Origin of the sequence: Segatella copri, assembly GCF_024330485.1 — a bacterium.
GTDB lineage: Bacteria > Bacteroidota > Bacteroidia > Bacteroidales > Bacteroidaceae > Prevotella > Prevotella copri_L.
In genome coordinates this window covers 55,319-72,901 of record NZ_JANDWX010000017.1, presented here as the reverse complement: position 1 = coordinate 72,901, position 17,583 = coordinate 55,319, and the positions used below count along the sequence as shown (strand labels likewise).

Annotated in this window: 15 protein-coding genes; 6 read left to right on the top strand and 9 right to left on the bottom strand. The window is 47.2% G+C overall.

What is annotated here, in order from left to right:
* On the top strand, positions 1-363 hold a 363-nt coding region (locus tag NNC77_RS10420), incomplete at its 5' end, for an HTH domain-containing protein (protein WP_254970814.1).
* 183 nt (positions 364-546) lie between these two features.
* Here the strand turns inward: NNC77_RS10420 and NNC77_RS10415 are convergent.
* The 3 genes from NNC77_RS10415 to NNC77_RS10405 form a co-directional block, all read right to left on the bottom strand.
* A complete protein-coding gene (locus tag NNC77_RS10415; protein WP_153072405.1) occupies positions 547-642 on the bottom strand; it encodes a smalltalk protein in 96 nt (31 codons plus the stop codon).
* A 95-nt stretch (positions 643-737) separates the two neighbouring features.
* On the bottom strand, positions 738-1,412 hold the full coding sequence (locus NNC77_RS10410; protein WP_373121999.1) for an HU family DNA-binding protein: 675 nt from the start codon (positions 1,410-1,412) through the stop codon (positions 738-740).
* A gap of 1,096 nt (positions 1,413-2,508) precedes the next feature.
* Positions 2,509-3,801 carry a transglycosylase SLT domain-containing protein gene (locus NNC77_RS10405; RefSeq protein WP_437183285.1) on the bottom strand — a complete coding sequence of 431 codons (1,293 nt, stop codon included), beginning with the start codon at positions 3,799-3,801 and terminating at the stop codon, positions 2,509-2,511.
* Between the two features lie 73 nt (positions 3,802-3,874).
* Here NNC77_RS10405 and hisG point away from each other — a divergent pair, with 73 nt between their 5' ends.
* From hisG to hisC, 3 genes are all read left to right on the top strand, one after another.
* Complete coding sequence (hisG, locus tag NNC77_RS10400; protein ID WP_117694092.1) at positions 3,875-4,726, top strand: ATP phosphoribosyltransferase; 852 nt, start codon at positions 3,875-3,877, stop codon at positions 4,724-4,726.
* A 94-nt stretch (positions 4,727-4,820) separates the two neighbouring features.
* A complete protein-coding gene (gene hisD, locus NNC77_RS10395; protein ID WP_254970812.1) occupies positions 4,821-6,107 on the top strand; it encodes a histidinol dehydrogenase in 1,287 nt (428 codons plus the stop codon).
* A gap of 50 nt (positions 6,108-6,157) precedes the next feature.
* Positions 6,158-7,192, top strand: a complete 1,035-nt coding sequence (gene hisC / locus NNC77_RS10390; protein WP_118080108.1) for a histidinol-phosphate transaminase — start codon at positions 6,158-6,160, stop codon at positions 7,190-7,192.
* A 250-nt stretch (positions 7,193-7,442) separates the two neighbouring features.
* On the opposite strand, the gene NNC77_RS10385 is transcribed toward hisC, so the two are convergent.
* The 5 genes from NNC77_RS10385 to NNC77_RS10365 form a co-directional block, all read right to left on the bottom strand.
* The gene (locus NNC77_RS10385; RefSeq protein WP_367398723.1) at positions 7,443-9,824 is read right to left on the bottom strand and encodes a YgiQ family radical SAM protein; all 2,382 of its coding nucleotides are present in this window, start codon (positions 9,822-9,824) and stop codon (positions 7,443-7,445) included.
* 10 nt (positions 9,825-9,834) lie between these two features.
* A complete protein-coding gene (locus NNC77_RS10380) occupies positions 9,835-10,176 on the bottom strand; it encodes a hypothetical protein (protein ID WP_117727774.1) in 342 nt (113 codons plus the stop codon).
* Between the two features lie 35 nt (positions 10,177-10,211).
* The gene (locus tag NNC77_RS10375; RefSeq protein ID WP_254970811.1) at positions 10,212-12,860 is read right to left on the bottom strand and encodes a fibronectin type III domain-containing protein; all 2,649 of its coding nucleotides are present in this window, start codon (positions 12,858-12,860) and stop codon (positions 10,212-10,214) included.
* Positions 12,861-12,950: 90 nt separating this feature from the next.
* Positions 12,951-13,508 carry a 1-acyl-sn-glycerol-3-phosphate acyltransferase gene (locus NNC77_RS10370; RefSeq protein WP_022121200.1) on the bottom strand — a complete coding sequence of 186 codons (558 nt, stop codon included), beginning with the start codon at positions 13,506-13,508 and terminating at the stop codon, positions 12,951-12,953.
* 42 nt (positions 13,509-13,550) lie between these two features.
* Positions 13,551-13,823, bottom strand: a complete 273-nt coding sequence (locus tag NNC77_RS10365) for a hypothetical protein (protein ID WP_117694106.1) — start codon at positions 13,821-13,823, stop codon at positions 13,551-13,553.
* Positions 13,824-14,018: 195 nt separating this feature from the next.
* On the opposite strand from NNC77_RS10365, the gene NNC77_RS10360 reads away from it, so the two are divergent.
* Together NNC77_RS10360 and NNC77_RS10355 are read left to right on the top strand one after the other, a co-directional pair.
* Positions 14,019-15,668, top strand: coding sequence for a diphosphate--fructose-6-phosphate 1-phosphotransferase (locus NNC77_RS10360; protein WP_118139718.1), 1,650 nt, complete (start codon positions 14,019-14,021; stop codon positions 15,666-15,668).
* Between the two features lie 66 nt (positions 15,669-15,734).
* Complete coding sequence (locus NNC77_RS10355) at positions 15,735-16,586, top strand: glycoside hydrolase family 25 protein (RefSeq protein WP_118080099.1); 852 nt, start codon at positions 15,735-15,737, stop codon at positions 16,584-16,586.
* Between the two features lie 111 nt (positions 16,587-16,697).
* Here NNC77_RS10355 and prmA read toward each other — a convergent pair whose 3' ends face one another.
* Positions 16,698-17,570 (bottom strand): 50S ribosomal protein L11 methyltransferase, encoded by an 873-nt coding sequence (prmA, locus tag NNC77_RS10350; protein ID WP_254970809.1) that lies wholly within the window; start codon positions 17,568-17,570, stop codon positions 16,698-16,700.
* Positions 17,571-17,583: the final 13 nt, after the last annotated feature.

Sequence of the window (17,583 nt, the reverse complement as noted above, 5' to 3'; positions counted from 1 at the left end):
TCGATGTTACCATTCCAGTCTTTCATGCTTCAAGAACATATCAAAAATCTTAAGGCTGAGATAGAACAGTATGAAAGATCTATGGATGATGATGTCGTGATAAATGTCGGGAAAAACTTTAAAAATGTCGGGAAAGAAAAACTGATTGAACTTTCTGAACGTCAGCAGAATATCATTTCTGTTGTTAAATGTCATCCGGCAATAACGATTCCGGAATTGGCGCAGAGAATGTCGGGAAAGAAAACTGTAACGACACGTACTATTGAAAGAGATATTGCTGCTCTTCAAGCCAAGGGAATCTTGAAACGTGAAGGCGGTAGAAAAAGTGGTAAATGGATAGTTGTAAACATCTGCCATACTTAACTATGCAGAGTCTTATAAGGAAGTTTTAGCTATTGGTGTAAATGGTTATGAAGAAGCTGGTGATACAATTCTCGGCAGAAACGAAAAAGACCGCTCTCCTCGGGGAATATCTCTGAGGTGAGCGGTCGATTTTCATTTTTATGGATGAGTCTGCTTATTATGATAAGGTGGACTCCATGTTCTTTATCCCATGCAGCTCGTTACTCCGAGCGTAGTAGCGATAGCGGTCAGTATGCTGATGGCTATCTGCAGAATTGTTTTCCAAGTGTTCGCTTTCATTTTTTGAATGTTGAATGTTGAGTGTTGAATGTTGAATTTTTTGTGGGCGGATAGGCTGGGCTAGGGGCTAACACCCTAGCCAGTCTATCCTTGGGCTATTCAAGGCCGTCGCCAGTATCGTCCTTGCCGGTAGTACCGCCGCTTGATTCAGAGCCTTGGCCTTCGCTGCCGGTCTGACCGGTGTTTGAACCACCTGGGGTTGAACCGCCAGGCGTATTATCCGGAGTAGTTGGGGCGTTGAGGTCAACGTTGGTCTTACCCTCCTTAATCGCCTTGATAACGGCTGCCTGAGCGCTGCGGCTGGCTACGAGGTTGAACTCGGCATCATCGCGAAGGTTCTTGAACTCCTGACCTGGCTCCCACTGAACCTTCACGCCGGTGATGTTCTGTGCGGTGAACTTGTCAGCATCCTCAGCACCCTTTGAGGTGAGAAGGAGAGAGAAATCACCAAGATCGCCCAGACGGATTTTCTTGCCCTCAAGCAACATCTCACGCATGCAGTCTACGGCGATGTAGAGGATGGCGCTGATGTCGGCTCTCGAATAAACACTTCCATGAGAAGTGATGTGCTTGGCAAACTTCTCGATGGTCATGATATCGGTGTACTGTGAGATGGCGAAAGCATTCTGCTTCTCTGTCTTCACGAGTTCCAGGTCCTTTGGGTCAGGGGTTGTACCCTCTTTCTTTGCCTGGTTGATGCGTGACTTCGCCTGGTTGATTTCCAGAAGATTTGCGTTCACGCTACGCATTACGATGCTGTAATTAATCATAGTCGTTTGTAGTATGTTTAGAGTCCTTTGTTTGCAACTCCCCAGAACGCCCCGTTCCTGCCGTTTTCGGGGTCTTCATTGATGACCGGCGCCTGCCATCATTTATGACCCGTCTAGGTCTTAAGAGAAGACCCGAGCAAGGTACAAAAGGCTGTTCTTTCGATTGCCGGTGCAAAGATACAACATTTTCGGGCAGAATGCAAGCTTTTCCCCTGACTTTCTATGTGAGAAAAACTATAAGTAGCTGTAATACAATAAGTTCTACTGATGTTCTGCCTGAACTTTATTGCAGAAACTATCAACAATGGGGAAGTAAGGATGAAAAACAAGCGTGTCATTAAGGGTCAGTGTCATTAAGGGTCATTTAGAAAAATGAAAGTGTCATTTTGAGCTATAGTATATATAAATATTTATTTATATATATACTATAGGGGATTTTTCTCCCCCGAAAATGAAAATGACCCTTAATGACCTTGACCCTTAATGACACGCTAGATGAACTTGTGAGTTTTACCTGATATAGGTTGTATGTATGTCTGAATGTATTGGTTATTAGTGTGTTATGTGTATTTTGTTATATTCTTACTCTAATATTTTGTGTATAATAATTATCTACATATCAAGTCGCTTTAGTTAGCTGATATGTTGTTCGATTCTACATTTTTATCCTTGTTTCCTGTTGCATTTTGTCAAAAATACGTCATGTTATAGGCGGATTTAATGTCCGAGGAGGGGCATTTTACACCCTTAGGAGAGGGGGTAAAACATCTTCCTAACCCCCATATTTTACATTTTATCTTCTAAAACGCAAAAAAATGCGGATTTTCGCATCATTTCCGTTACTGTTTTCTGTAGTAAGGATATTATACATATATATATAAATACTCCTTTTAATCGTTCTAGGAGATGATATAACGACATTTTAGTATCTTGTTTTTTTTCTTTACAAAACAACAAAAAAGCCCTATAAAAGAACGCAAACTCACATCCACGTTATTTGGTATATTTGGGGCTCTTATCTCCAAATTTTGCAAGAAATCAGAGTAAATTGAGCCCCAAATATACCTTTCCTCATCGTTTTCAGTACCTATTTATATTATATATGGTACTTATTCTGGTAGTGGCGCTTGGATTTAACAGGGGCTCCATGGAAGGAACCGCTGCCCATACCGCTGCCACGAAAACTCTCATGGAAGCCTGAACCACCGCTATATTCGCCCCAGCGGGCTCTGATTCTATCTACATAATTAACCGTCTCCGTGCCTCGCATATAACCATATTTCACTACCGGATCTGTGTAATAAGCCGGTTGAGAAAGGCGCAGAATATAATCGCGGATTACGCCCCAATTATGCGGATTCTGACCATGTTTGCGAGCCAGCGACATCGCATCTCTGATGTGGAAATAGCCACCATTATAAGAAGCCAAGGCGAAAAGCATGCGCTGGAAAGGGTCGCCCACGTCAGAGAAATGCCCCTGCAGTTCCGCCATATATCTGGCTGCCGCAGCCACATTCGCCTCAGGTTCATGAATCATGCTCATCGGCAAACCCAGATGGGCAGCCGTGCCTGGCATAATCTGCATCAGTCCGCAAGCTCCAGCCCATGACTTCGCATTCGGGTCGAAACAGCTCTCCTGATAACATTGGGCAGCCATCAGACGCCAGTCCATGCGAGCCGTTCCGCTATAGCGCTGGAAGAGGTGGTCGTAGCGGGAAATAACACCCTTAGAACGGTTAAGGAATGGTGAATAAACGTGGCGGCGCACGCTGGCAGAAGAAAGCAGCCACGATTCTTCCTGCTTGACCTGAGCAATCAGCTTAGGCTTAAACCAGCCGTTCAGGGTGTCGGCAAGACTCTTATTACCGTTCAGCACAGCCCATTGGGTTCGGGTGCTGTCGGGCGTAACACCACAGAACAGCAGGTTGCCTCTGGTCTGTTTTCGGGGTAGGGGCACGGCAATCACATCACCTTCTCCCTTCTCCAGCTTGCGCACCATTTCAGCCGTATCCTTACATTCTTCTACGCGTAACGACACGCCGATCTGCTGGGCAAACTTCTCGCAGAGCAGATATTGCAGTCCCATTCCGTGGCTGTGGTAATCATAATAGGTAGTAGGGCCGTTAACGGTGAGCATGATGAGCTCACCATTGGCCTGAATATCTTCGAGCGAAAGCCCTTTGTTGGTTGAAGCAGGTTTCTTTTCATCGTCATCAGCCCCATCAGAGTTGTCCGCATACTCCATTTCGCCTACGGGAGTTCCCCATGGCGTAAGCTCCTGCTGCGGTTTCTTGTCGGCACAGGCAGCGAGCAAAAATAGTGCATATAATGCGTATAAATATCCTTTATTCTTCATTTCAGCTGCAAAAGTACGAAATATTTTGCACATAAGTGAGAAATTATTTGTTTATTCTAATAAAAATATGTACTTTTGCAATGTTTTTCAAACAAAATATAGAAATATGTTACGAATAGCAGTACAAAGTAAGGGTCGTCTTTTCGACGACACCATGAATCTTTTAGCAGAGGCTGACATCAAAGTAAGCGCCTCTAAACGCACCCTCCTGGTGCAGTCAAGCAACTTTCCTCTCGAAGTTCTCTACCTTCGTGATGATGATATTCCTCAGAGCGTAGCCTCTGGTGTGGCAGATATCGGTATCGTTGGCGAGAACGAGTTTGTTGAGCGTGGAGAGAATGCACAGATTATTGACCGTCTGGGTTTCAGCAAGTGCCGCCTGAGCCTCGCCATTCCTAAGAAGATTGATTATCCGGGATTGCAATGGTTCAACGGCAGGAAGATTGCTACTTCTTACCCTAACATCCTGCGCAAGTTTATGAAGAAGAATAATATCAATGCCGACATCCATGTCATTACGGGTTCTGTAGAAATCAGTCCGGGCATCGGTTTGGCTGACGGTATTTTCGATATTGTAAGTTCAGGTTCTACTCTGGTCAGCAACAATCTTGCTGAGGTTGAGGTGGTGATGAAGAGCGAGGCTCTGCTCATCGGCAACTGGAACATGGACGAGGAGAAGCATGAGATTCTGAACGAGATGCTGTTCCGCTTCGAGGCTGTACGTTCTGCACAGGACAAGAAGTACGTGATGATGAATGCTCCTAAGGCAAAGGTTCAGGAGATTACAGAAGTATTGCCAGGCATCAAGAGTCCTACGATTATCCCATTGGCTGATGAGGAATGGTGCTCTATCCACACCGTGCTCGATGAGAAGCGTTTCTGGGAAATCATAGGCAAACTGAAGGAACTCGGTGCACAGGGCATCCTGGTAACACCAATCGAAAAGATGATATTGTAATAATGTGTAGCGTTTAATGTGTAATGTTTATTTAGAGACATTATGCGTTAAAAACTAAACATTAAACATTAATAATTAAACATTAATAATAGGAATGAAGGTAATAAAGTATCCTGCAAAGGAGGAATGGAGCGAGATTGTAAAACGCCCACACCTGGATGTTTCGCAGCTGAATGCGACCGTACAAGGTGTACTCGACGATGTGAAAAACCATGGCGACGAAGCCGTGAAGCGTTACGAGGAGAAGTTTGATCATGCCCATCTTGATTCTTTGGCTGTGACTGAAGCTGAAATCGAAGAGGCAGAGAAATTGGTTTCTCAAGAACTGAAAGACGCTTTGCACCTCGCCCATCATAACATTGCCGCATTCCATCATAGCCAGAAGTTTGATGGTGTAAAGGTTGAAACTTGCCCTGGTGTAACCTGCTGGCAGAAGAGTGTGGCTATAGAGAAGGTGGGATTGTATATCCCGGGAGGTACTGCTCCTCTCTTTAGCACCGTTCTGATGCTGGCTACTCCTGCCAAGATTGCGGGATGTAAAGAAATAGTACTGTGTACTCCTCCTAATAAAGAGGGCAAGGTGAACCCGGCTATCCTCATGGCGGCAAAGATTGCGGGCGTAAGCCAGATCTTTAAGGCGGGTGGCGTTCAGGCTATCGGAGCCATGGCTTACGGTACGGAGAGCGTGCCTAAGGTTTATAAGATTTTCGGTCCGGGCAACCAGTTTGTCATGGCTGCCAAGCAGCAGGTTTCCCTGCACGATGTGGCTATAGACATGCCTGCCGGTCCGTCTGAAGTTTGTCTTATTGCCGACGAAACAGCCAACCCTGTGTTTGCTGCTGCCGACCTGTTGTCGCAGGCTGAACATGGTTTCGATTCTCAGGTTTTCTTCATTACTACATCTGAAAAGGTGTTGGATGATGTAAAGAATGAAGTTGAAGTGCAGCTTGAACGTTTGCCACGTAAGGAGATGGCACATACCTCGTTAGACAACTCTAAGTTTATCCTCGTGAAGACCGAAGAGGAGGCAATCGACCTCTGCAATACTTATGCGCCGGAGCATCTGATTATCGCCACAGCCGATTACGAGCAGCTGGCAGAAAAAGTTGTGAATGCAGGTAGTGTATTCCTCGGAAACTATGCGTGCGAAAGTGCAGGCGACTATGCAAGCGGTACGAACCATACCTTGCCAACCCATGGTTATGCTTTGGCTTACAACGGAGTGAACCTGGACAGTTATAATCGCAAAATCACCTTCCAGCATCTTACAGAAGAAGGTATTCGTAACATTGGAAATGCTGTAGTGACCATGGCGGAAAATGAGCAATTGGAAGCTCATGCCAATGCGATGAGACTGAGAGTGAACAGTTTGAAACAATAGGGTAAAACGGGAAGTTGTAAAGATACTTCTTTATAGTTTTTGAAAGAAAAATGAAAGAATTGAAAGATTTGTGCCGAGAGAACATCTGGAATCTGGCACCTTACAGTTGCGCCCGTACGGAGTTTGCAGGCAGAAATGCCCGCGTCTTCCTCGACGCCAACGAAAATCCATATAATGACCCTTACAATCGCTATCCTGATCCGCTGCAGGTTGAACTGAAGAAGCAGATCAGCAAGATTAAGGGTGTGGCTGAAGAGAAAATCTTCCTGGGCAACGGTTCCGACGAGGCCATCGATTTGGTTTACCGTGTATTCTGCCGCCCGGGCAAGGATAATGTAGTAGCGATTGCACCTACTTACGGAATGTATGAAGTTTGTGCAGACATCAACGATGTGGAGTATCGTTCTGTATTGCTTGATGAAAATTATCAGATTTCTGCAGAAAAACTGCTGGCAGCCTGCGATGAACAGACGAAGGTTATCTGGATCTGCAGTCCGAACAATCCTACGGGCAATCACATCAACCGCGAGGCAATCGTAGAGGTGTTGCAGAAATTCCAGGGTATTGTCATCATCGACGAAGCCTACAGCGATTTCTCTTCGGAGCGCACATTCCGCAGCGTACTCGACAGATTTCCTAACATGATTGTACTCAACACCATGAGTAAGGCATGGGGCTGTGCAGCCCTCCGTCTGGGAATGGCTTTTGCGAGCAAGGAGATTGTTGACATATTCAATAAGGTGAAATATCCTTATAACGTCAATCTGCTTACTCAGGAGCATGCGCTGGAAGTGATGAAGAATCCGCTGAAGGTTGACGAATGGGTGAAGAACATCCTGCAGGAGCGTTCTAAGGTAATGGCTGCATTCCTGGATCTGCCTATCTGCGAGAAGGTTTATCCTACTGATGCAAACTTCTTCCTGGCTAAAATGACCGACGCCAACGCCATCTATAATTATCTGGTGGCACAAGGCATTATCGTAAGAAACCGCAATAAGGTTCAGTTGTGTGGCAACTGTCTGAGAATTACGATAGGAAACAAGAGCGAGAATGCTGAATTACTCGGTGCTTTGAGACAGTACTAACATTTATCCAGCACGCCCTGCTTTGAGACAGTACTAGCATTTAAGCAGCACGCCCTGAAAGGGCAGAAGCCCCTAGCCCAGGGCAGCGCCCTGGGTCTATATATTAACAACCAAGTCGCCCTGTAAGGGCAAAAGCTTCATATATTTAAAGCTTTTGCCCTTACAGGGCGACTTTAGTATCTCACATTCTTAACCCAGGGTGTTGCCCTGGGCTAGGAGCTTTTGCCCTTTCAGGGCGTATTGCTGACAATTATCTTCTTCTGCCTCTACCTTCATTTCTTCCTTGATTTCCCCGACCTTGATTTCCCCGACCGCCGCGTTCGTTCTTATCCCCGCTATTATAACGGTTCTTGCGGTTATGGTTGTCGTTGTCGAAATTAGGGTTGAAACTCTTTTTCTTCTTGTCCTTGAAGAAGCCGGCACCTTGCTCTTTCTGGCTGCGGAGTTCGGCTCTTGCCGCAGCTACCGCATCACGGATATTAGCGTTGGCGTTGTTGCTTCTGCCTTGAGAAATATTCTGAGCCGAGCCTTTCTGTGAATGATTGCCTCTTGAAGGTTTTCCGTTTAGCGGACGGCCTTCGTTCAGATATTTATCTTCATCATAGCAACCCACATTGCCATATCCCTTTGGGGCAAAGCGGTCAGAAGCATTTCTGCCACGGCTTTTTCCTGCATTCGGTTCAGATGCATTTCTGCCAGCTCCACGCTTGCCTTTAGCACCTTTTCCTACACCAGGATTATCGTATGTAGAGCCTATCGCCTTATCGTCATAATGCGTCTTCTTACCCTTGAAACTGCCACCCATGCTTTTCCTGTCGTAGAGTTTGTCGATGAGGTCGGCTCTGCCTATCCGGCGAAGTTCACTCTCGATGGCGCGGCGCTCTTCAGGCTTGTACCAGAAGAAGAACATGCGCTGGGCAAGCTTCTCTTTTTGGGTCTTGGCGCTGAAGACCGGCTCCAGGGTGTAAGGATCGTACCCCGTATACCAGGTCTCGGTAGAAATGGTCATAGGAGTAGGGGTGAAATCCTGCACCTGTTCCAGATGGAAATCCAGTCCCTTCGTAATGACGGCAAGTTCGGCCATGTCTTCTTCATGACAGCCCGGATGCGAACTGATGAAGTAAGGAATGATCTGCTGGTTCAGACCTTCTTCCTTGTTTATCTTGTCGAAGATGCGCTTGAACTCGTAGAAGAGGTCGAACGATGGCTTGCGCATGAACTTCAAAACCTCTGGACTCGTATGTTCAGGAGCTACCTTCAGTCGGCCGCTAACGTGCTTGGTAATCAGTTCGCGCGTGTATTCTCTAGCCGCCTGATTCACCTTTTCGTCCTTGCTCTTATGCAGCAGAAGGTCGTAACGCACACCACTACCAATGAAGCTCTTCTTGATTCCCGGCAAAGCATCTACAGCATGATAAATCTCCAGAAGCTTGCTGTGGTCGGTATTGAGGTTCGGACAAATCTGAGGGTTTACACACGACGGGCGCTTGCACACTTCGCAGGCTTTCTGATTCTTGCCGTGCATTCCGTACATGTTGGCAGAAGGACCGCCCAAATCGCTCAGATAGCCCTTGAAATCAGGCATCTGGATGATTTTCTTCACCTCCTTCAGAATGCTCTCCTTGCTGCGGCAAACCACGAATTTACCCTGATGGGCAGAAATGGTGCAGAAAGAACAGCCGCCGAAACAGCCACGATGAAGGTTCACGGAGAACTTGATCATCTCGTAGGCAGGAATGGTCTTGCCCTTGTATTTAGGATGAGGCAAACGCGTATAAGGCAGGTCGAAAGCCGCATCCAGTTCCTCGGTAGTCATCAGCGGGAAAGGCGGATTCACCACTACATATTTGCCGTCAACTTCCTGAATCATGCGCTGAGCATGCATCTTGTTGGCTTCTTCCTCCAGATGGCGCACGTTCTCAGCCTGTCCCTTCTTGTTGTGGAGACATTCTTCGTGGCTGTGGAGGATGATGTCGTCGTCCTTGAAACCGCCCGGAATCTCACTTTCCTTGCAGTAGAAAACCACCTGCGGCATTTCGTGGATTTGGCTAAGCGTCTTGCCTTCTGCAAAGGCATTGGCTAGTTCAACGATAGAACGTTCGCCCATTCCGTAGAGAATGAGGTCGGCGCCCGAATCGCAGAGAATGCACTTGCGGAGTTCGTCTTTCCAATAGTCGTAGTGGCTGATGCGGCGCAACGAAGCCTCAATACCGCCTAGTGCTACAGGTACGTCGGGAAAGAGTTTCTTCAGTATCTGCGTATAGACGATAGACGGATAGTCGGGGCGCATGTCGTGGCGGGAGTCGGGACTGAAAGCGTCCTCGCTACGCATGCGGCGGTTGGCCGTGTAGCGGTTCACCATCGAGTCCATGGCACCCGGAGAAACACCAAAGAAGAGGCGAGGGCGACCGAGTTTCTTGAAGTCTCGGAAATCGCCGTGCCAGTCGGGCTGGGGAACGATGGCTACACGATAGCCGTTGGCTTCCAGTATTCGTCCGAGGATGGCAGGGCCGAAGGATGGGTGGTCAACGTAAGCATCTCCTGAAAAGAGGATGACGTCAAGTTCGTCCCATCCGCGCAACTCGCATTCTTTCTTGGTGGTAGGTAAGAAATCTGTTAACTTATAATCCATTCAATATTTTTTAATCATTTACTGCGTCTGGTTCTGCATCAGCTGCAGCCTCAGCCTGCTTCTTGTCTTTCCAGTCTACGTAGAGCAGAACGAGGTTGTGAAGACCGAGCGCCTTCATGTTCTGATTGTAGATGACGTCGAGACAGAGATCGAGCAACTCCTTATCCTTGATGTCGCTGCTCTCGAGGAGTGAACGCACATTAAGTTTCAGTTTATCGAGCACTTCCTCGTCGATAATGCCTGTGCTGTCTACGAGGTTGCGGAGTAACTGATACTTTTCGATGGTCTCTAAATGCTGGTCGCTCACTTCGATAGAGCGAGTGCCAGACTGGTTGGCTTGAATCTTATACATAAGCTTAAAATTTTTTATCTGTTTTTACTTTGAATTTAATCTGTCAGAAATTTGAGAATGCCGAGCAACACGCTGGTGCGGGTTCTTTCGTCGATGATGCATTCCAGCGGGAATCCCATGACGAAGCTGCGGTAAGTAGTGCTCTTGTAGGCAACCGCCGCACTCGTTCCCGTATCGTATTGCATCGCCGTGAAGGCGTAATTGCCAACCGGTTTCAATATCTCGGGATGGGTTGCCGCATAATGCTGGGCATTCAGCTCGTTATAATAGCTGAACTGCAGACCTAAACCCTTGACGTTAGGCGAAGTGTAGACAATACTGTCTCGTTCTGTTACGGTTGAATCTTCGGGATTGATGTCCCTGGTGATGGCCGTAGAACCTGTAGGCTCATAGCTGAGTTTCAGAATATCGCTCAGGAACGCCTGTTCCTCTTCAGTCTGCATGTCGCTTCCGGTGTAAGAACCGCTTATCAGGATTCTGCCGCCTTGGCTGGCGTATTGCCTGATGCTGTTCTGCAGGGCAGGCGTGAACGACTTGAAGAAGGCGTGAGTATAGCCGTCATGGCGCTCCAGTCCGTTGATGAGGTCAACTGCCTGATAGTTCTTCATCTGAACCCTGCCGCTGGCGATGACTTCGCTCGAACAGCTGGAAATATTATATTTGCCCGAAGCCGCAATACTTGTAGCATGCGCCTGAACGTAATTGAAGTCGTTGCCTGCCACAAACTTGCCAATCATTTCGTTGCCGCTGAAACCGAGTCCGAAACTGGTTTCGTTGCCCATTCTGCTTCTGTCGAACACCTGTTGCTTACCGCTCCATCCCGCCGTCAGTCCGTAGCTTACGCCCGGATCCTGATTGAGGTCGAATCCCTGCTTTTCCTCATCATCCACGACCTGCGGAGAGGCAAGGCGATGGAAATTGTTTACGATGAGCACAGACTTGCTGGCAGCAGGATTATAGAGCACAGAGAGGGTTTCGGTGGTGAAACTTTCTCCTCCTGCATTAACCGCAGCCACCTTGAAATGGTAAAGCTTGCCCGGTTCCAGCTGCATCTGGCAGCGGGTGGTGTTCACGATGGTTCCGTTGTCAAAACCGCCTTGTCCCTCAGCCTTATAAATAATGTAAGAAGTAGGGCGGGCAGATGGTTCCGTCTTGTCCAGCTGGGCTGTCCATGAGAGTAGGGCAACACCTTGGTTCTGCGTAACGCTGAAGTTCTGCGGAGCCAGCGGCTGTACCACGTATCGGGTTCCATGATTGCTGTTTACGAAGCGCAGGATAGTTTTGTAGATGGAGCGTGCGATATAGAACTTTCCGAGCGGATCCTGAGCAATTCTCATGTCAGGGAAATTCTGATGCGAAAGCATTTCGAGAATAGCCGACGGAACTTCCGGCAGACGGGTTTCAGAATAGTTTCTGTCCCATAGATAGCGTTTGCCGAATTCTCCGAACTGAGCCGTGAGATCCGTAACGAGATTATCGCGCAAAGCCCTAGCGAAATCCTTGGATGTGAATCTTGAGATTCCGCTGTTCAGTATTCCGTCGTTATAATCTGTAGTGCAGATAGCAAGGGCTCCAAAGGTAGATTTTCCGTCCCTATTGTAACCCGCATCACTATGAAGCGCCAGCGAGAGTTCTATAGGCACGTGCTTGCCCTTCCTGGCAGGCATGTAAACCGAACCGCCGCCCAGCCAGTTGGTCATCAGCGAACGGGTGTTGATGTCGTCGGCGTAATCATTTTCTCCCTTTCTGCCTCCATAAACCTTATAAGGAGCACCAGCCCATTGGGCGTAGTATCTGGCTCCTTCCAGGCAACGGGGCAATCCGCTGGTGTAACCGCCGCGCTCTATGTTTCCCATGCCGCCGCCAAAGCGGACAGCATCTGTAGTTACTACTCCACGGCGTGAAGCCTTGTTGGTGCAGACCACGCGGTTGAACTCGTTGCAGCCCTTGTCGAAATCGAAGGTGCCCAGGTAAACCCAGGTGCCTCCGCCCATGCGCTGGTTAACGGAAAACTCCGTGGCTTCGCCCTTGTGATAAACGATGTATTTTGCATCGCTCACGCTCTTGGGGAGCGACTGGTAACTTACGTAGACTGCGTATTTGCCGGCTTCCTTGAAACGGGGCTGGTAGCTTACCTGGCTGGTTTTCTTGCGCTTGGTAGCCTTCGCCTGTCTCACGGTTCCCATGCGGAACGGATTTTCCCCATCTTTCAGTCGGTAGCGGTTGGCAAAACCGAGCGAATCGCAGTTTTTCCATCGCTTGCTCGCCTCCTTTTCGAAATAATAAACCGACTTGACAGCATCATCATTATCGATGACGATTTCGTTCGTCTGCCAGTCTCTTTCGCGGGGTGTGAAGACGATGGCTCCCGCATTCTGGAGCATCGGGATGAGGTAGGGCACTACGATGGTTTGGGTAAAGAGATCTTCGTTTGTGCAAAACAGGTTAGGGCGTTGCCATTTCCATACATCTCTGTCGGCATAATAATACCGTCCGTGCGAGGCCCATAGCGAAAGGTGCCTGTTCTGTAGTCCTGCCGTAACGAAATAAGGGCGGGAAACATTAAACACCCATGGGTCGCCATCATAATCTATACCTTGCCATGCGCCGCTGTTAGCCTCTTCGTAGGTAGGAAAAAACGATTTGCCGTTAGCCTGAAGCGAAGCTCCAGCGGCTAACAGCAAACTGCTTATCAAACAATATGTTATGTTTTGGTGTTTCACTATACGAATACTCCTTCTTTAATAGCTGACTAAACCGTTATCTTCTAACGTTTAATCAATATTTCCGATTGTGAACTTCTCCGGTTTCTTTCCTTTGAAATCCTTGAAGTACAACTTGATTTCACGCATGTCTTTGTCAACATCTCCTGACGGGATAATCTGCCGGGTACATTGGATGACCTTCTTCTCATAGTCAAGCCCATAGAGATGGATAGGCAGATGCGCCTTGAGGGCGATGAAATAGAATCCCTTTTTCCATTCCGGGTTGAGCGAGCGGGTACCTTCGGGCGTAATGCACAGTCCGAAAGCCTTCCGCTTATCCGCTTCAGCAGCCAGATTATCCGTCATGCTAGTATGTTTGCTTCTCCACACAGGAATACCTCCCATCTTTCTGAAGATAGGACCTAGCGGCCAGAAGAACCATTCCTTTTTCATGAGGAAATTACATTTGATTCCCTCAGCATGGGCAAAGAGCTGGCCCAGGATCAAATCCCAGTTGCTTGTGTGCGGAGCCATGCAGATGATATACTTTTCAGGAAGCTCCTGGGTGATGATTTTCTTATAGCCCAAGCGCTTATACAATATCCATTGACAAATTCCTTTTACCATATATATAAATAGGTGTATTTTCTGATTCTTATGATAATAGGATTATGCCAAGTTTGAAATCTGGTCGATGATTTCGCTCATCTGCTTGTTGAAGTCGCCTATGAGCTTTTTATAATATTCACCCTTCTTGATTCCCGGTTCCGGGTGAGACACGCGGCTGATGTAATCGCCGTTAATCATGACGATAGCTGAAAGAATGCCATCCACATCTTCCTGTGAAGGCTTACCATTATACAAAGATGCAGCTACTGTTTCGGCGAAAAGTTCGCTTGTAATGTAGTTGATTGTGCGCTTTAAATCTCTTTTATTAGCCATAATTCTTTTCTCCTAATTAATGAATAATTAAAAATATCGCTCAAAGATAATCATTTTCTTTGAAATAACATCATTTTTTGGGAAAAAATGTATCTATTAACGCATTTTTAGCATTTTTCTTTCCGTATCTCGCAGAAAAGAGTTATTTTTGCAGATGTTTTTGAAGTTTCAACTAATTAAAATAAAAAACGAATTATGGAAAAAAGTGCATTGCAGATTGCAAGAGCTGCTTATCAGCCAAAATTGCCTAAGGCTCTCCAGGGCCCAGTAAAGGCAGTTGAAGGTGCAGCAACACAGTCAGTAGGTAATCAGGATGAAATCAAGGCGTTGTTCCCTAACACTTATGGAATGCCTGTTATTACATTCGAGGCAGGCGAGGCTAAGGAACTTCCTGCTTTCAACGTAGGTGTTATCCTCTCAGGTGGTCAGGCTCCTGGCGGTCACAACGTGATTTCTGGTCTCTTCGACGGTGTGAAGTCTCTCAACCCAGCTAACAAGCTCTACGGTTTCATCCTCGGTCCTGGTGGTCTCGTTGACCATAAGTACATGGAGATTACTTCTGAAATCATGGACGAATACCGCAATACTGGTGGTTTCGACATCATCGGTTCCGGCCGTACCAAGCTTGAGAAGGAAGACCAGTTTGAGAAGGGTATTGAGATTCTTCGTGAACTCGGCATCAAGGCACTTGTCATCATCGGTGGTGACGACTCAAATACCAACGCTTGCGTTCTCGCAGAATACTATGCTGCCAAGAAGTATGGCGTACAGGTAATCGGTTGCCCTAAGACTATCGACGGCGACTTGAAGAACGAGCAGATTGAGACTTCTTTCGGTTTCGATACAGCCTGCAAGACATATTCTGAGCTCATCGGTAACATCGAGCGCGACTGTAACTCAGCACGTAAGTACTGGCACTTCATCAAGCTGATGGGTCGTTCAGCATCTCACATCGCTCTTGAGTGCGCTCTCCAGACTCAGCCAAACATCTGCTTGATTTCTGAGGAGGTAGAGGCTAAGGAAATGTCACTCGATGATGTGGTTACTTATATTGCAACTGCAGTAGCTAACCGTGCTGCTGAGGGTAACAACTTCGGTACTGTTCTCATCCCAGAGGGCCTGATCGAGTTCATCCCAGCTATCAAGAAGCTCATCGCAGAATTGAACGAGGTTCTTACAGACCCTGCAACAGGCGAGAGCCGTGAGTTTGCAAGTGCTGAGGAGCAGATTGCATTCGTTAAGGGTGCCATCGCTAAGGACAACCTCGCAGTATTGGAGTCTTTGCCAGCTGACGTAGCTCGCCAGCTTTGCCTCGACCGCGACCCTCACGGAAACGTACAGGTTTCTCTCATCGAGACAGAGAAGTTGCTTTCTCGCATGGTAGCTGAGAAGTTGGCTGCATGGAAGAAGGAGGGTAAGTACGTAGGTAAGTTCTCTGCACAGCACCACTTCTTTGGTTACGAGGGACGTTGCGCAGCTCCTTCTAACTACGATGCTGACTACTGCTACTCACTCGGTTTCAACGCTTCACGCCTCATCGCTAACGGCAAGACCGGTTACATGTCAATCATCAAGAACACAACTGCTCCTGCAGCAGAATGGATTGCAGGTGGTGTGCCAATCACTATGATGATGAACATCGAGCGTCGTAATGGTGCTAACAAGCCAGTTATCCGCAAGGCTCTCGTTGAGCTGGATGGCGCTCCATTCAAGTTCTTCGCTTCTAAGCGCGATGAGTGGGCTAAGGAAACATCTTACGTTTATCCAGGTCCTATCCAGTACTGGGGTCCTTCTGAGGTTTGCGACCAGACCACAAAGACTCTCCAGTTGGAGCAGGCTAAGTAAAAAATAGAATAAATATTTTTTTATATGTCAACAAGACGAACGGCTTCTTCACAGAAAAAGAGTGCCATGGCGAGAAAGAAAACTCCTCGGCGTGGCGGCTCCCGTGGTAGAAGGCGTTCGTCTTCTTTTTTGCAACGCTATCCCCGTTGGGCGTGGTGGATAGGCGGAACGGCGGTTATCGTGCTCTATGTCTTTCTGTTCTATCATTTCTTTGTAGGTCCAACTGGTTTCCGATGGCGTGCGCTTTATGGCGATGCTGAATATCCTGAAGGTTTCGAAATTCATGGAATCGACATTTCGCATTATCAGGGCAAGATAGACTGGGAACAGCTCAAGAATGCGATGATCAAGGGTTGTCCTGTGCGCTTCGTCATCATCAAGAGTACGGAAGGTTCTTCACGGCTCGATGAGAATTTCCGCGAGAACTTTAATCAGGCTCGCGATTTCGGTTTCATCCGGGGTGTTTATCATTTCTGGAGCAATAAGTCGACAGCCCGAGAACAGGCTTATTATTTCCTAGATCAGGTTCATCTTACGGATGGCGATTTGCCTCCGGTACTGGATATTGAACATAAGCCGGCAGATAAGAGTGTGGAGGATTTCCAGCGTGATGTGCTTACCTGGCTGCATATTGTAGAGGATAAGTATCATGTTAAACCTATCATCTACACCTATTATAAATTCAAGGAGCAATATCTGAGTGCGCCTGTCTTCGAAGATTATCCTTACTGGATAGCCCACTATTATGTTGACAAGGTTCAGTATAAGGGCAAATGGAAGTTCTGGCAGCATACGGATGTGGGCAAGTTGCCGGGCATTAAAGGCTACGTAGATTTCAATATTTACAACGGCAGTTATTATGAGCTCAAGCAGCTCTGCATAGGAAGCAATAATAATGAGAAGAAATTCATGGAATAAAGGTTGGACTTTTGGCAATATGCGAAAATCCAACCTTTATTCGTATGTTTTAATCTGATATTTCTGATTTCAGATTTTTCGTTCTGAATGTTTAGAATCAGAAAAGAATCTTTATGAACCTAAAACAAGGCAGGCCCAATTGTTGTCAATCTGTCTGCTTATTTCATGCATTCCCAGTTCTTCTGCTTTCTCCAGGAGTACAGGAATATCTTCTTCGTAGAAGCCGCTCAGAACCAGGGTTCCGCCGATGTTCATCACGCTACGGAAAGCTCGCATGTCGTTGAGCAGAATGTTGCGGTTGATGTTGGCAAGAACCAGGTCGAAAACGCCGCTGATGTGGTTGATTACCTGACTGTTGCCAAAGAGTACTTCCATGTTAGTTACGCCGTTGAGCACGGCATTATGCTTGGCATTTTCCACGCTCCACTCGTCAATATCGTAGCCTACCACGTCTTTCGCTCCGAGTTTTGAGCAGGTGAGGGCAAGGATTCCCGTACCCGTTCCGCAATCCAGAATGCGCTTGGTTCTGATAGGCATGTGGAGCAGCTGCGAAATAATCATGCGTGTGGTTTCGTGGTTTCCTGTTCCGAACGCCAGTTTCGCCTCAATACCTATTTCTATAATGTCGGGTCTGTTGCTCGTATCGGGATAGAGTTCGGGATGTTTCGCATCGTAAATCACCACCTGGTTGTCCACATAAATTGGTTCGAATCCCTGTTCTTCCCATTCCTGGTTCCAATCCTTGTCTTCTGCATCTTTCACCTCGTAGGTAATTTTCGTATCCCCGATAGGGAAATCAGCAATATAGGCATCCAGTATCTCCTTGTCGAAGAGTTCTTTCTGCACATACGCTTCCAGTCCGGTTTCTGTTTCTTCAAAAGATTCAAATCCGGCTTCGGCTGCACCATCGGCAAGCAGATCTTGAGAGGCCTGCATCAAGTCGGCAGTCGTTTCAATAGTGAATGTTGCTACTAAATATTTCATATTTAATTTGTAT

Coding starts and splice junctions, on each gene's coding strand:
- hisG (WP_117694092.1), top strand. CDS start 3,875: ATGTTACGAATAGCAGTACAAAGTAAGGGTCGTCTTTTCGACGACACC.
- NNC77_RS10410 (WP_373121999.1), bottom strand. CDS start 1,412: ATGATTAATTACAGCATCGTAATGCGTAGCGTGAACGCAAATCTTCTG.
- NNC77_RS10355 (WP_118080099.1), top strand. CDS start 15,735: ATGGCGAGAAAGAAAACTCCTCGGCGTGGCGGCTCCCGTGGTAGAAGG.
- NNC77_RS10415 (WP_153072405.1), bottom strand. CDS start 642: ATGAAAGCGAACACTTGGAAAACAATTCTGCAGATAGCCATCAGCATA.
- hisD (WP_254970812.1), top strand. CDS start 4,821: ATGAAGGTAATAAAGTATCCTGCAAAGGAGGAATGGAGCGAGATTGTA.
- NNC77_RS10360 (WP_118139718.1), top strand. CDS start 14,019: ATGGAAAAAAGTGCATTGCAGATTGCAAGAGCTGCTTATCAGCCAAAA.
- NNC77_RS10365 (WP_117694106.1), bottom strand. CDS start 13,823: ATGGCTAATAAAAGAGATTTAAAGCGCACAATCAACTACATTACAAGC.
- prmA (WP_254970809.1), bottom strand. CDS start 17,570: ATGAAATATTTAGTAGCAACATTCACTATTGAAACGACTGCCGACTTG.
- NNC77_RS10405 (WP_437183285.1), bottom strand. CDS start 3,801: ATGTGCAAAATATTTCGTACTTTTGCAGCTGAAATGAAGAATAAAGGA.
- hisC (WP_118080108.1), top strand. CDS start 6,158: ATGAAAGAATTGAAAGATTTGTGCCGAGAGAACATCTGGAATCTGGCA.
- NNC77_RS10380 (WP_117727774.1), bottom strand. CDS start 10,176: ATGTATAAGATTCAAGCCAACCAGTCTGGCACTCGCTCTATCGAAGTG.
- NNC77_RS10385 (WP_367398723.1), bottom strand. CDS start 9,824: ATGGATTATAAGTTAACAGATTTCTTACCTACCACCAAGAAAGAATGC.
- NNC77_RS10370 (WP_022121200.1), bottom strand. CDS start 13,508: ATGGTAAAAGGAATTTGTCAATGGATATTGTATAAGCGCTTGGGCTAT.